This window comes from Rhodocyclaceae bacterium (assembly GCA_020248265.1).
Taxonomy (GTDB): domain Bacteria; phylum Pseudomonadota; class Gammaproteobacteria; order Burkholderiales; family CAIKXV01; genus CAIKXV01.
The window spans coordinates 564252-578176 of record JADCHX010000002.1; the positions used below are offsets into that span (position 1 = coordinate 564252).

13 protein-coding genes and 1 tRNA gene are annotated in these 13925 nt (G+C 66.4%); 5 read left to right on the top strand and 9 right to left on the bottom strand.

Translation table 11 applies throughout. The features are described from left to right. Positions 1 to 38 precede the first annotated feature (38 nt). Complete coding sequence (locus tag ING98_03460) at positions 39 to 845, bottom strand: 3-keto-5-aminohexanoate cleavage protein (protein ID MCA3100906.1); 807 nt, start codon at positions 843 to 845, stop codon at positions 39 to 41. Positions 846 to 927: 82 nt separating this feature from the next. On the opposite strand from ING98_03460, the gene ING98_03465 reads away from it, so the two are divergent. From ING98_03465 to purB, 4 genes are all read left to right on the top strand, one after another. After that, complete coding sequence (locus tag ING98_03465) at positions 928 to 1911, top strand: tripartite tricarboxylate transporter substrate binding protein (protein MCA3100907.1); 984 nt, start codon at positions 928 to 930, stop codon at positions 1909 to 1911. Between the two features lie 31 nt (positions 1912 to 1942). Then, on the top strand, positions 1943 to 3226 hold the full coding sequence (locus tag ING98_03470) for a 3-isopropylmalate dehydratase (protein ID MCA3100908.1): 1284 nt from the start codon (positions 1943 to 1945) through the stop codon (positions 3224 to 3226). Continuing rightward, complete coding sequence (locus tag ING98_03475; GenBank protein MCA3100909.1) at positions 3223 to 3768, top strand: hypothetical protein; 546 nt, start codon at positions 3223 to 3225, stop codon at positions 3766 to 3768. The genes ING98_03470 and ING98_03475 overlap by 4 nt, the downstream gene beginning before the upstream one ends. Positions 3769 to 3886: 118 nt before the next feature. Then, complete coding sequence (gene purB / locus ING98_03480; protein MCA3100910.1) at positions 3887 to 5323, top strand: adenylosuccinate lyase; 1437 nt, start codon at positions 3887 to 3889, stop codon at positions 5321 to 5323. Positions 5324 to 5332: 9 nt separating this feature from the next. On the opposite strand, the gene ING98_03485 is transcribed toward purB, so the two are convergent. From ING98_03485 to queA, 6 genes are all read right to left on the bottom strand, one after another. Then, on the bottom strand, positions 5333 to 6007 hold the full coding sequence (locus tag ING98_03485) for a DedA family protein (protein MCA3100911.1): 675 nt from the start codon (positions 6005 to 6007) through the stop codon (positions 5333 to 5335). Positions 6008 to 6023: 16 nt separating this feature from the next. Continuing rightward, complete coding sequence (gene secF, locus ING98_03490) at positions 6024 to 6956, bottom strand: protein translocase subunit SecF (protein ID MCA3100912.1); 933 nt, start codon at positions 6954 to 6956, stop codon at positions 6024 to 6026. 25 nt (positions 6957 to 6981) lie between these two features. After that, positions 6982 to 8808, bottom strand: coding sequence for a protein translocase subunit SecD (secD, locus tag ING98_03495; GenBank protein ID MCA3100913.1), 1827 nt, complete (start codon positions 8806 to 8808; stop codon positions 6982 to 6984). Positions 8809 to 8928: 120 nt separating this feature from the next. Then, positions 8929 to 9261, bottom strand: coding sequence for a preprotein translocase subunit YajC (gene yajC / locus ING98_03500; GenBank protein MCA3100914.1), 333 nt, complete (start codon positions 9259 to 9261; stop codon positions 8929 to 8931). Between the two features lie 61 nt (positions 9262 to 9322). Beyond that, complete coding sequence (gene tgt, locus ING98_03505; GenBank protein ID MCA3100915.1) at positions 9323 to 10474, bottom strand: tRNA guanosine(34) transglycosylase Tgt; 1152 nt, start codon at positions 10472 to 10474, stop codon at positions 9323 to 9325. A gap of 139 nt (positions 10475 to 10613) precedes the next feature. Next, positions 10614 to 11699 (bottom strand): tRNA preQ1(34) S-adenosylmethionine ribosyltransferase-isomerase QueA, encoded by a 1086-nt coding sequence (queA, locus tag ING98_03510; protein MCA3100916.1) that lies wholly within the window; start codon positions 11697 to 11699, stop codon positions 10614 to 10616. A 117-nt stretch (positions 11700 to 11816) separates the two neighbouring features. On the opposite strand from queA, the gene ING98_03515 reads away from it, so the two are divergent. After that, a tRNA-Leu gene (locus tag ING98_03515) sits at positions 11817 to 11900 on the top strand. A 784-nt stretch (positions 11901 to 12684) separates the two neighbouring features. Here ING98_03515 and ING98_03520 read toward each other — a convergent pair. Together ING98_03520 and ING98_03525 are read right to left on the bottom strand one after the other, a co-directional pair. Beyond that, positions 12685 to 13107, bottom strand: coding sequence for a hypothetical protein (locus ING98_03520; GenBank protein ID MCA3100917.1), 423 nt, complete (start codon positions 13105 to 13107; stop codon positions 12685 to 12687). Between the two features lie 82 nt (positions 13108 to 13189). Next, positions 13190 to 13540 (bottom strand): hypothetical protein, encoded by a 351-nt coding sequence (locus ING98_03525; protein ID MCA3100918.1) that lies wholly within the window; start codon positions 13538 to 13540, stop codon positions 13190 to 13192. Positions 13541 to 13925 lie beyond the last annotated feature (385 nt).

The window sequence follows — 13925 nt, forward strand, 5'->3', positions numbered from 1 at the left end:
TGCGCCGCGGAAACGCCGCCGCGCATGGCCAGATGGGATCAGCCGCGCGCAGCCCGGAACATCGCCCGCACCTCGGCTGCAGTCGCCGTCTCTCGCCCCTGGGCGCGGGCGATGGCGGCTGCACGTTTCACCAGTTCGACATTGCCCACGGCGGCCGCGCCCGGCACCGGCACCACGTCTTCCAGGCCGGCACGCAGGTGCCCGCCCATGCCCACGGCGACGGCTGCGACCTCGGCGGCGAATGCACCGCCTTTCGCACACCACCACAGCGCGCCCGCCGGTGCCGTGGCGGCGAACGATCGCAGCCTCGCTTCCGCGTCCTCGCGCGTGGCGGGTTCGCCGAGGATGAAGCCCAGGCACAGCGGATCGGAGAACACGCCGTCGCGATGCATCGCGCCGACCGCCTCGAACATCTCCACCGTGGACCCGTCGATGCTCGGCACCACCCCGCGCAGCTTCATCGCGGCCGCCATCTGGTGCACCTCTTCCGGCTGCGTCGCGACATTGCGCATCGGCAGTGAAGCCATCTCGGGTTCGAGCACCAGCGGCCTGAGGGCCTCGTCGACGGTGAAGCCCTTCGCGCCGATCGACAGCTGGATCACCACGTCGGTGCGCTCGCGGATGCGTTCGATGATCTCGCGATAGACCTCGGGATCCTGGGTCGACCGGCCGTCGGGCCCGCGCGCATGCAGGTGCGCGACCGATGCGCCCGCCTCCACGCAGGCGGCGACGTCCTCGGCGATCTCGCGCGGCGACAGCGGGACCGCGGGATGGTCTGCCTTCATGTAGCGCGAACCGGTGGGTGCAACCATCACGACGGTCTTCGCTTCGCCCTTGCCTTGCACGCTCGGCCTCCTCGTTCGTGGCTGCGGACCACGTTTGCTAAGATTGTACGCCCGGCCAGAGAGCCGGCTGGAGGAGTGATCGATGAAAGACATAGCGCAGGACATCGGCATCGGCTTTGCCGCCCTGGCGATAGGCGCATGGCCAGCGGCGGCACAGGCGCAGGCGCAGGCATGGCCGGCCAAACCGCTGCGTATCGTGGTGCCCTTCGCACCCGGCGGTTCCACCGACATCGTCGCGCGCGCACTGGGGGCACGCGCCGCCGAGGGCCTGGGCCAGACGGTGACGATAGAGAACCGCGCGGGTGCCGGCGGGAACATCGGCGCCGAGGTCGCGGCACGCGCCGCGCCGGACGGCTACACGCTGTTCATGGGGCATGTCGGCACGCTGGCGATCAATCCTGCGCTCTATCGCAAGCTCCCCTACGATCCGATCCGCGATTTCGCCCCGATCACGCTGGCCATCGCGAGCCCGCTGATGCTGGTGGTGCATCCTTCGCTCCCCGCCAAGAGCCTGAAGGACGTGCTCGCGCTCGCGCGCTCGCGCCCCGGCCAGTTGACCTACTCCTCGGCCGGCAGCGGTAGCGCGTCGCACCTCGCCGGCGCGCTCCTCGACAGCCTCGGCAAGGTCGAGGTCCTGCATGTCCCCTACAAGGGCACCGGTCCGGCGACGATGGCAGTGGTCGGCGGCGAAGTGTCGATGATGTTCAGCGGCCAGGGCACGTCATGGCCGCTGGTCAACACCGGAAAACTGCGGGCCATCGCGCACACCGGCTCGAAGCCGATCCCGAACGCACCGAAGCTCGCCTCGATGAACGAGAGCCTGCCAGGCTACGAAGTGATCAACTGGCATGGCGTGCTCGCCCCGGCCGGCACGCCGGGCGAGATCATCCGCCGCCTGCATGCCGAGTTCGTGAAGGCACTCGGGTCGCCCGAGGTTCGCTCGCGCCTGACCGAGGACGGTTTCCAGGTGGTCGGCAACACGCCGGACGAGTTCGCGCGATTCATCGCGTCCGAGAAGGACAAGTGGGCGAAGGTGATCGTCGGCGCGAAGATTCCCCAGGAATGAACACCGCCTGCATCCAGGAGCGCGCACACCCGTGGGCATGACGGCAGTCGAGAAGGTACTCGCACGGGCGAGCGGCACCACTACCGTGGAACCGTGGGATGTGGTCTACCCGCAGCCCGAACTCGTCTTCGTGCACGATGGCCATGTCGAGGGCGCGCGGCGCGAACTCGATGCGCTGGGCATCGACCGGATCACGCACCCGGAACGCGTCGTCTTCGCCACCGACCACGAGGTGCTCTACCTGAGCCCGCGCGCGGCGGCGCGCGGCACGGCGATCCGCAGGACCGCGCACGACTGGCAGGTCGGGCGCTTCTACGACGTCGGCAAGGGCGGCCACGGGCACATCTTCCCGATGGAGGACGGCCTGGTGACCCCTGGCATGTTCGTGTTCGCGAGCGACATGCACTGCTCGAACTTCGGTGCGATCGGCGCGGTGCCGGTGCGCGCCGGTCCGGAGGTGGTGAGCGTGCTCGCCATGGGCACGCTCTGGACGACGGTGCCGCCGTCGGTGAAGGTGACGCTCACCGGGCGCCTGCAGCACGGGGTGTCCTGCCGCGATGCAGGCTTCCGGATCACGCACGCGCTGCTCAACGGGCCGGATGCGATCGACATCGACTACCGCTACCTCGAACTGGCGGGAGACGCGCTCGACACACTCGATGTGCATGAACGGGTCGCGCTGTGCAACACACCGACCGAGGCCGGCGTGGCGGGTGTGTTCGTGCCGCCGTCGGCACGCATCCTCGATTGGTGCCGGCAACGCGCCAGGGCACCGTTCGAGCCGGTGTTCAGCGACCCGGATGCGCGCTTCGAGGCCGGGTTCGCGTTCGACCTCTCCACCCTCGGCCCCCAGGTAGCGCTGCCGGGCAGCCCCTCCAATGCAGCCGACCTCGCCGAGGTGGCCGGGCTGCCGGTGCAGCATGCCTACATCGGGGCGTGCGGCTCGGGCATGTACGAAGACTTCGCGGTCGCCGCCGGCATCCTGAAGGGTCGACGGGTGGCCTCGGGCACGCGCCTGTTCGTCGTGCCAGGCACCGTCCAATGCGCCCGGAAGATGTCCGAACAAGGGCTCACCGACGTGTTCATCGAAGCCGGGGCCCTGGTGCTGCCAGCCGGCTGCGGACCATGCGCGGGCGGCAACATGGGATTGATGGATTCCGGCGAGGTGTCGATCTCGACCGCCGCGACCAATCACGCGGGCCGGATGGGGCCCAAGGATTCGAAGTGCTACCTCGGCAGTCCGGCCACCGTCGCGGCCTCGGCCATCGCCGGCGCGATCGCCGACCCGCGCCACTACCTGCAGGCGGCGCGATGAACCCCACCGAATGGCATTACCGCGGCACCTGCCATCGATTCGGCGACGATGTCGAGCACGACGCACAGATGATCTCGTTCGACTACGTGATCCGGCGCGTGATGGATCCCGAGGTGCTGATCCCGCACCTGTTCGAGAGCAGCCGCCCCGACTTCCACCAGCACGCGAAACCCGGCGACCTGGTGATCGCCGGGCGCAACTTCGGCAAGGGCAAGGCACACATCCAGGCCTATGTAGCGATGAAGGCGATGGGGCTCGCACTCGCCTGCGAATCGATGCCCTACAACACCTACCGCGCGCTGATCGGCCTTGGCTTCACCTTCATGACCGGTTGCACCGGCATCGCCGCGATGGTCGACGACGGCGACGAGGTCGAGATCGATTTCCGCAGTGGTGCGTTCTGCAACCACTCGCGCGGCACCAGCCATGCATTCAAGCCCCTGCCCGAACGCGCGCTGGAGATCATCCGTCAGGGCGGCACGCAGGGCGTGCTCAGGGCATGGTGGGCGGCGCAGCAGCCCGCGGCGCAGGGCGGCGGCTGATCGTGGCTGGCGGCGCCGGCGAGCCGGGCGCCCCCGCGGGCCGGCCCTGCGGTCGCGTGCTACGATCCTGCCCCCATGGGTGGCCACATCGCGGCGCGCCCGGATCTGCGAGCCGAACATGTCGAACGCCTCTCCTGCCTCCGCTTCCCAGACCGCCGCGTCGGCCGATGCACTGTCTGCCCTGACGGCGCTGACGGCCCTGACCGCAGTGTCGCCGCTGGACGGACGCTACGCCGCCAGGCTGAAGCAGCTGCAGTCGCATTTTTCCGAGTACGCGCTGATCCGCAACCGCGTGCTGGTCGAGATCGAATGGCTGAAGGCACTGGCAGCCGAGCCGCACTTCACCGAGGTCGAGCCGTTCCCCCCCGAAGCCATCGCGGCGCTCGACGAAGCGGCACGTAGCTTCTCGGTGGCCGATGCCAAGGCGGTGAAGGACATCGAGGCCCGCACCAACCACGACGTGAAGGCAGTCGAGTACTGGCTGTGCGAGCGCTTTGCCGGTTATCCGGCGATCGCGAAGGCCGCTGGCTTCATCCACTTCGCCTGCACCTCGGAGGACATCAACAACCTGTCCTATGCACTGATGGTGCGCGGTGCGCGCGAAGACGTGATGCTGCCGATGCTCAACCGGCTCGCCTGCCGACTGCGCGATCTCGCCCATGAGCACGCCGACCTGCCGATGCTCTCGCGCACCCACGGCCAGCCCGCCTCGCCGACCACGCTCGGCAAGGAGATGGCGAACTTTGCCTGGCGGCTGCGCACCGCGCGCGACCGCATCATCCATATCCGCGTCACCGGCAAGATCAACGGCGCGGTGGGCAACTACAACGCGCACCGGGTTGCCTACCCCGACTTCGACTGGGAGAAGTTCGCCCACGACTTCGTCGAACGGCTGGGCCTGGAGTTGAACCCCTACACCACGCAGATCGAACCGCACGATGCGCTGGCGGAACTGCTCGATGCCTTCGCCCGCGCGAACACCATCCTGGTCGACCTGAACCGTGACATCTGGGGCTACATCTCGCTTGGCTACTTCACCCAGAAGGTCAAGGAAGGCGAAGTGGGCTCGTCGACCATGCCGCACAAGGTGAACCCGATCGACTTCGAGAACTCCGAAGGCAACCTCGGCATCGCGAACGCGATGCTGCGCCACCTGTCGGAGAAGCTGCCGGTCTCGCGCTGGCAGCGCGACCTCACCGACTCGACCGCGCTGCGCAACCTCGGCGTGGCCTTCGGCCACACCCTGCTGGCCTTCGACTCCTGCCTGCGCGGCCTGAACAAGCTGGCTGCGAACCCGGCGGCACTCGCCCGCGACCTCGACGATGCCTGGGAAGTGCTGGCCGAGCCGATCCAGACGGTGATGCGCCGCTACGGGCTACCCGAGCCCTACGAACAGCTGAAGGCGCTCACCCGGGGCAAGGGCCACATGACGGAGGCCGACCTGCGCGGCTTCGTGCGCACGCTGGCGCTGCCCGAAGACGCGAAGGCGCGGCTCCTTGCGCTGACCCCGTCGTCCTACATCGGCAAGGCAGCGGAACTCGCCCGGCTGGTCTGAACGACACCCTCAGGCCGACGACGGCGCCTTGCCCGTCCGCGCCCGCATCACCTCGATGATCGCGGGCAGGATGGACAGGAAGATGATCGCCAGGATCACCAGCGTCAGGTTGTCCTTGATCAAGGGAATGTTTCCGAACAGGAACCCGGCGTAGCTCAGCGAGACGACCCAAAGCACGCCGCCGCTGACGTTGTACAGCGCGAAGCGCGGGTACGGCATCTTCGCCACCCCGGCGATGAACGGCGCATAGGTGCGCACGATCGGGATGAAGCGCGCGATGATGATGGTCTTGCCGCCGTAGCGATCGTAGAACGACTGGGTCTTCTGCAGGTACTCGGCCTTGAAGAAACGCTCGCCCCGCCACGGCTCGCCCCGGAACACCTTCGGCCCGGCCCAGCGGCCGATGTGGTAGTTGACGGCGTCGCCCAGGATGGCGGCCACGATCAGCAGCCCCACCATCAGGTGCACGTTCATGCCGCCGGCCGCGGCGATGGCGCCGGCGACGAACAGCAGGGAGTCCCCGGGCAGGAATGGCGTGACGACCAGCCCGGTCTCGCAGAAGATGATCAGGAACAGCACCGCGTAGATCCAGGCGCCGTAGTGCTCGACCACCCACGCCAGGTAGTCGTCCAGGTGCAGCAGGATGTCGAAGACCTGCAGCCCGAGCGCGATCAGGGTGTCCATCGCCAGCGCCAGGCGGTCAGACCTGCGCGTCCTGCGGCTTCTTCTCGGGCTTGATGAAGTCCTCGCGGGAAATACCCAGCCACATGGTGACCGCACTCGCCACGAAGATCGACGAGTAGATGCCGACCACGATGCCGATGGTCAGCGCCAGCGCAAAGAAGTACAGCACGTCGCCGCCGAAGAAGAGCATCGCCAGCACCATCAGCATGGTCGAGCCGCCGGTGAGGATGGTACGCGACAGGGTCGCGGTGATGGCGTCGTCCATGATCTCGGGCACCGTGGCGCGGCGCATCTTGCGGAAGTTCTCGCGGATGCGGTCGAACACCACCACGGTGTCATTCACGGAATAGCCGAGCACCGCCAGCACCGCGGCCAACGCGGTCAGGTCAAAGTTCCACTGGAAGATCGCGAACATGCCGAAGATGATCAAAACGTCGTGCGCGGTCGCCGTAATGGCCCCGACGGCGAACTTCCACTCGAAGCGTACCGCCAGGTAACCCATGATGCCCAGCGTGACCACGATCAGTGCCAGCAGGCCGTCGTAGAGCAGTTCGCTGCCCACCTGCGGGCCGACGAACTCGACCCGCTTCATCTCGACCTTCGGCTCGCGCTCGCGCAGGGCCTTGAGCACCACCTCGGAGACCTGCGCGCTGGTCGCCTCCGGCTTCACCGGGATGCGGATCAGCACGTCGCGCGCGGTGCCGAAGTTCTGCACGATCGCGTCCGACATGTTCACGGTCGTGAGCTTTTCGCGAACCGTGTTCACCTCGATCGGCTCGGGATAGGTGACCTCGATCACCGTGCCCCCGGTGAAGTCGATGCCGAGGTTCAGGCCGCGGAAGGCCAGGCCGGCGACGGCAATGAGCACCGCTATCACCGATATGGAGAACCACGGCTTTGCGTTCGCCATGAACGGCAGCGCGCGGGTGACCTTGTAGACTTCAAACATGGTGGTTCCTGGTGTCCGTTCGCGACTAGACGGAGAGGCTCTCGACCTTGCGCTGCCGGCCGTAGCTGAGGTTGACCAGTGCACGCGAGACCAGCACCGCGCTGAACATGGTGGTGAAGATGCCGATGCACAGCGTGACCGCGAAGCCGCGGATCGGCCCCGACCCGAGCCAGAACAGCGCGAAGCCGGCGATCAGCGTGGTGATGTTGGCGTCCAGGATGGTGTCGAACGCGCGGTCGTAGCCGGCATGGATCGCCGCCTGCGGCGTGGAGCCGTTGCGCAGTTCCTCGCGTATGCGCTCGTTGATCAGCACGTTGGCATCGATCGCCATGCCCAGGGTGAGCGCGATGCCTGCGATGCCGGGCAGCGTCAGCGTCGCCTGCAAGATCGAGAGGATCGCCACCAGCAGCAGCATGTTCGCCAGCAGCGCGACCACGGAGATCACGCCGAAGAACCGGTAGTAGATGCACATGAACACCGTGACCAGCAGCATGCCGACCAGCGTCGAGTTCACGCCCTTGGCGATATTGTCCGCACCCAGGCTCGGGCCGACGGTGCGCTCTTCGATGATCTCCATCGGCGCGGCCAGCGCGCCGGCGCGCAGCAGCAGCGCCGTGTCGCGCGCCTCGGCCGTGGTCATCCGGCCGCTGATCTGCACGCGGCCGCCACCGATCTCGGTGCGGATCACCGGAGCGGTGACCACCTCGGCCTTGCCCTTCTCGATCAGCAGGATGGCCATGCGCTTGTTCACGTTCTCGCGCGTCACCTGCTGGAAGATTCGCGAGCCCTGGCCGTCGAGCGTGATGTGTACCGCTGGCTCGCCAGTCTGGCCGTCGAAGCCGGGCTGGGCATCGGTGATGCGCTCGCCGGTCAGCACCGCCGTGCGCCGCACGAGCAATCCGCCGCCGTTACGCTCGGTGAAGTACTCGGTGCCGAACGGCGGGTTGCCGGCGGCACCCGCCTGGAGGCTCGACACGTCGCTCAGGTCTTCGGCGACCATCCGTACCTCGAGCGCCGCGGTGCGCCCGAGCAGCTCTTTCGCCTTGGCGGTGTCCTGCACGCCGGGCAACTGCACGACGATGCGGTCGGCACCCTGCTGCTGGATCACCGGTTCGGCGACGCCGAGTTCGTTCACGCGATTGCGCAGCGTGGTGACGTTCTGCTGGAGCGCGAACTCCTGGGAGCGCTTGATCGCCTCGGGACGCACCGACGCCACCAGCCGGAACTCGCCGCCCTCCTCCACCTCGCGCAGCGACAGGTCGGGCGAAGCCTTGGTGATCGCCACCGAAGCCTTCTCGCGCGACGCCGCGTCACGGAAGCGCACCACCACGTTCATGCCCTCGCGCGTGATGCCCGCCGAGGCGAGCTTCTGTTCGCGCAGCGTGGTGCGCAGCTCGTTCACGTAGCCCTCGACCTTCTTGTTGAGGGCTGCCTTCATGTCGATCTGCAGCAGGAAGTGCACGCCGCCGCGCAGGTCGAGACCGAGATACATCGGCAACGCCCGCAGGCTGGTGAGCCAGGCCGGCGAATTCGACACCAGGTTCAGTGCGACGATGTAGCCGTCGCCCACGGCCTTCTCCACGATGTCTTTCGCCCGCAGCTGGATGTCGGTGTCGGCAAATCGCATGCGCAGGCTGCCACCGTCGAGAACGGAGGCCACCGGCGCGATGTTCGCCGCCGTCAGTGCCTCGGATGCACGCGTCTGCAGCGCAATGTCGGCCTTCAGCGTCGCGCGCACCGGCGAGACCTGCAGCGCAGGCACCTCGCCGAAGAAATTCGGCAGCGTGTAGATCGTCGAGACGATCATCGCGACGGCGATGATCACGTACTTCCACAACGGGTAGCGATTCATGCTCGGTGTTCCTTGCCGCGGGCGATGAGGGTGCGGACGGTGGTACGGACGGGAAGCAGCCAGCCCGGCGGAGGTGGCCAACGCCACCGCCGCCCGGCTCAGGCAAGCCCCGGTGGGACGTCAGCCGTCTTGCGCTGCCTTGATCGTGCCCTTCGGAAGCACCGTCTGCACGGCCGGCTTCTGCATGAGGATCTCCACGCCCGGGGCGATTTCGATCGTCAGGTAGTTCTCGCCGACCTTGGTGATACGGCCGAGTTCTCCGCCACCGGTGACGATCTCGTCGCCCTTGGCGAGCGCGGCCACCATGGTGCGATGCTCCTTGGCCCGCTTGAGCTGGGGCCGGATCAGCAGGAAGTACAGAACCACGAACATCAGGATGATCGGCATCAGGCTCAGGATATCCATCTGGCCGGTACCGGCGGCGCCTTGCGCCCACGCGTTGCTGATCAACACCCTTGGAACTCCTCTGTTGTGATGACGGCCGGCCCTGCCGGTTCGTAAGCCGTTGATTTTATCATTGTTCGTTGCTGCTCAACGGGTCGTCGGCCGGACTTTCCGGGCGGCTGGCAGCCGCCCCGCCCCACTCGAAGCGGTCCAGCGTACCGGCGGCGATGGCCGCGCGCAGTTCGCGCAGCAGCACCTGGTAGGCATGCAGGTTGTGCAACGTGTTCAGGTGCGCCCCGAGAATCTCGTTCGCACGTTGCAGATGATGCAGATAGGCCCGGGTGAAGTTGCGGCAGGTGTAGCAGTCGCAGCTCTCGTCCACCGGGCGCAGGTCGCGCTGGTACTGCGCATTGCGCAGCTTGACCGTGCCCTGCCGCGTGTAGAGCCAGCCATTGCGCGCATTGCGCGTGGGCAGCACGCAGTCGAACATGTCGACGCCGCGGCGCACCGCCTCGATGATGTCCGACGGGGTACCGACGCCCATCAGGTAGCGCGGCCGGTCCGCCGGCAGTTTCGGCGCCACATGACGCAGGATGCGCATCATGTCCTCCTTCGGCTCGCCGACCGACAGCCCGCCGATCGCATAGCCGTCGAAGTCGAGCCGGGCCAGCGCGTCGAGCGAGCGGTCGCGCAGGTGCTCATGCATGCCGCCCTGGACGATGCCGAACAGGGCATTGGTGTTGCCAAGCACCTCACGGTGTTCGCGCCGGCAGCGTTCCGCCCAGCGCAGCGACATCTCCATCGACAGCGCCGCCTGCGCCTCGGTGGCCGGAAAGGCGGTGCAGTCGTCGAAGCACATGACGATGTCGGAGTTGAGCACCTTCTGTATCTGCATCGACACTTCCGGGGTGAGGAAGCAGGGGTCGCCGTTGACCGGCGAGCGGAACTTCACGCCCTCCTCCGTGATCTTGCGCATCTCGCCCAGGCTGTAGACCTGGAAGCCGCCGGAGTCGGTCAGGATCGGCCCACGCCACTGCATGAAGCCGTGCAGCCCGCCATGGTCGGCGATCACGTCCAGCCCGGGCCGCAGCCACAGGTGGAAGGTGTTGCTGAGCACGATCTGCGCACCGATCTCGACGATCTCGCGCGGCGCCATGGCCTTGACCGTGCCGTAGGTACCCACCGGCATGAAGGCCGGGGTGTCGACCGCGCCATGCGGCAGCGTCAGGCGCCCCAGCCGGGCTGCGCCGTCGGTTGCCCGCACCTCGAAAGTCAGGCCCATGGGGCGTGCCCCGTATGCCGTGCCGCCACTGCCATCGCTGCCATCGCTGCATCCATCGATCGGTCCATCCGTTCAGTGATCCACGCGCAGGCGCGGGACGCTCGGCTCATGGTCCCGGGGTGTAACACAGCGGCAGAAATCACGCCTGCGTCAGTCCGTTCAAGCCAATCGCACGTCCGGGCGACGCGCGCGACAACAGCATCGCATCGCCGTAGCTGAAGAAACGGTAGCGCTGCTCGACGGCATGCCGGTAGGCCTGGCGGATCGGCTCGACACCCGAGAACGCCGACACCAGCATCAGCAGCGTCGACCTGGGCAGGTGGAAGTTGGTGATCATCCGGTCGACCACCCGGAAGCGGAACCCCGGCGTGATGAACAGATCGGTCTCGCCGCTCGACGCCGAGAGCGTCCCGTCGGGCGAACGCGAGGCGACCGTCTCGAGCGTGCGCACGACCGTCGTGCCGACGGCCACCACCCGCCCACCCGCCGCCTGCGTCGCGGCGATGGCATCGACGGTTGCCTGCGGCAGCGACCACGCCTCGTGGTGCATCACATGCTTCGACAGATCGTCGTCGCGCACCGGCTGGAACGTCCCTGCCCCGATATGCAGCGTGAGGAAAGCCCGCCCCACCCCGCGCGCCTCGAGCGCCTCGAGCAGCGGCGCATCGAAGTGCAGCCCGGCGGTCGAGGCAGCCACCGCGCCCGGTTCGCGCGCGAACACCGTCTGGTAGCGCGAAGCGTCCAGCAGTTCAGGCTTGCGTTCGATGTACGGCGGCAGCGGCACCTCGCCGTGCCGCTCGAGCACGTCCAGCACACGATGCCCCGGCGCGAACGACAGCAGGAACAGCGCACCGCGCCGCTCGACCATGGTCGCGGCCACCGGATCGGCATCGTCGCCGAACAGGATCACCATCCCCGGCTTCGGCGACTTGCTCGCCCGCAGGTGCACCAGCGCCTGCCCGTCCGACAGCACCCGCTCGACCAGGACCTCCACCCGGCCCCCGGTCGCCTTGCTGCCGAACAGGCGCGCCTTGATCACGCGCGTGTCGTTGAAGACCAGCAGGTCGCCGGGCTCGAGCAGGGACGGAAGGTCGGCAAACCAGCGGTCCTGTATGGCCGGTTCATCGCTGCCGACGCACAGCAGGCGGCTGCCGGCCCGGGTCTCGGGCGGCGTCTGGGCAATCAGCTCCGGCGGGAGCGGGTAGTCGAAATCGGAGAGTCGCATCGTCGCGGGTGTACCACAGAGCGGGCGCCGCTGCCCGATGTCGACCAGGCCCATCGGCCGTCTTTCGCGAGCATTGCCGCAAACGTCACCGCTCGGCGATAATCGAGGGCTTCCCTTGCCGGGATGGCGGAACTGGTAGACGCACCGGACTCAAAATCCGGCGGTGGTGACATCGTGGGGGTTCGATTCCCCCTCCCGGCACTCGCAGACTGATTTCCTCGCGAGCGCGAAGCCCGCTGCAGAGTGCGGCGTCGAGAGGAGCCGGGCGCCTGCCCCTACCCCATCGTCGCCCCCGTACCGGCCGTGAGGTTCCGCTGCAAAGCCTGCGCACCGATCGCGAAATCCGTGTGGCCCAGCGCTTCGGCCGCACGGTCGAACACGACTCCGCTGAAGGTTCCGTGGCGACCGTACCCGGTCATCGGAAACCCGAATACTTCATCGACCTCGGATGTCGAAAGTGGGCGCCAAGCCGCTCTTGTGTACGAGGATGCGTGCACGATTGACCCAGCAACAATCGATGCGGCCCGCCCAAGTTTCACAAGCGTCCACAAGTCGACTCCGAAAATGCGTCCGCCCACTATCGTCAGCAAGAGACCCAGCGCGACCCCGATCGCGATGAGCCGCCACACGCGCGGCCTGTGCGCTTCATAAATCCGAGGCCTTTTGCGCAGAGTATGCGAAGGCACCTGCGCCAAAGGCTGCAGCGCCGTACATCGGCCGCTGATCTTCAGGAATACCAATGCTGAAGGCCGGCAAGAAAGTTAGAACGATTCCGAAAGCCAGGAAGGCGTGTACGACGCGGCAGAGGAGAATCCGTCCTACTTTCATGCGAGTCACCTTCAAGGCAGAAAACACTGAGTGGCCAACGGGAAACAAGGGCTTCCTGCGCTCGACTTAACACTTTGAATGCCGGACGTAGATCCGACCCGCAACATCCATACGGTGCCGGCACCGTAAGCACCCATAGTCATATCTTCGCAGAACGCTACTTCAGTAGTTTTCGACTAAACAGCGATCCTATAAAGCACACGTGATCAACCACAACACCGCCGACTATGTAACAGGCCATTGCTGACGCTGCGTAACGCAGTGGTCTATTGAGAATGTCCTCCTGCGCCCAAACGAACACCGACCACCAGATAAAGGCGCAGCCGGCAAGCATCACCGCCGCCGTGCCACCGATGTAGATCGTTCCGAGAATAGGGTTATTCGCTTGACCGAGTGCAGGATTCTTTTGCAGAGACTCAACAGGTGTATGCGCGCGCCTGATTGAGAAAACGCCGAGTATCAGCACGCTGAGTGCGAGCAGCGTTTGGCCTAGAAGCACGTTCGTCGCCAGAGCGTTCCCGCGTCCAAGCCCATCGCACGCGAGGGTCAACTGCTCGCAGTACGTTGCCGCCACTGTCACTAATGGCTTCCAGCCAAACCATAGTGCACCCACAAGAATCGCGTACGTTACATGCGCGGGCGAACGGAGGTCATGAAGAAGTCTAGCCACTGTGCGCCGTCCGTTCGCCAACGAGTATCGAGACTGGGCGCACGCATCTCCAAGAGAACGCATTTTGCGGGACAGGGTGCTCGCTACGGGCGATCGTTGGAGCTTTGCGGCTTCGACGAAGTTGGGTGATCTTAAGGTCGCGCCAGATGCGCAGGTCGCTCGCCTGCGCAAGCCGCGTCTCGTTCGCGCCGATCACCCCATCGCCATCCAGATCGCGGCGGATCGACCAGCCGGCCACCGCCCCGCCGGCCGCATCGATACGCCCGTCGCGATTGGTGTCCATCGGGGCGATCGCGCTGAATCCGTCGCGAAAGATCGTGCGCCGGGTGTTGGCGAGGGTCACCGTGCCTGAGGTGCCAGTGGCCAAGAGCAAGGGCACCCTGGGGTCACCGAATCGCATGCATCTGAGCACCTGTCGCATTCGGACTCTTCGTTTACCCATGGATTTCTTTCGCATCCCCATCAGCAGCGCGTGACCTCCCTTGGGCGTCCAGCCCCACTGCTTCAATGACCCCCGATGCCGAGACGCCAAACACTGGTTCCGATATACCGAGGAGCATGACCGGCATTTTGTGAGAAAGAATTAACAGTTCGTTGAAAAACCCCCACCCATAGTAAGTCGGGATTCGTGAAGTCGTCGATAACCAATCTGGAAGGTGTGATCGAGTCCGCTGAGCGGGCCTTTTTGCCCTCTTGCTGCCTCAAACGCCTGAAACTGGTCTCGTTGC

Excerpts from the sequence above, each read along its gene's own strand:
- ING98_03475 (MCA3100909.1), top strand. The coding sequence starts at position 3,223 with ATGAACCCCACCGAATGGCATTACCGCGGCACCTGCCATCGATTCGGC.
- queA (MCA3100916.1), bottom strand. The coding sequence starts at position 11,699 with ATGCGACTCTCCGATTTCGACTACCCGCTCCCGCCGGAGCTGATTGCC.
- secF (MCA3100912.1), bottom strand. The coding sequence starts at position 6,956 with ATGTTTGAAGTCTACAAGGTCACCCGCGCGCTGCCGTTCATGGCGAAC.
- purB (MCA3100910.1), top strand. The coding sequence starts at position 3,887 with ATGTCGAACGCCTCTCCTGCCTCCGCTTCCCAGACCGCCGCGTCGGCC.
- tgt (MCA3100915.1), bottom strand. The coding sequence starts at position 10,474 with ATGGGCCTGACTTTCGAGGTGCGGGCAACCGACGGCGCAGCCCGGCTG.
- ING98_03465 (MCA3100907.1), top strand. The coding sequence starts at position 928 with ATGAAAGACATAGCGCAGGACATCGGCATCGGCTTTGCCGCCCTGGCG.
- secD (MCA3100913.1), bottom strand. The coding sequence starts at position 8,808 with ATGAATCGCTACCCGTTGTGGAAGTACGTGATCATCGCCGTCGCGATG.
- ING98_03485 (MCA3100911.1), bottom strand. The coding sequence starts at position 6,007 with ATGGACACCCTGATCGCGCTCGGGCTGCAGGTCTTCGACATCCTGCTG.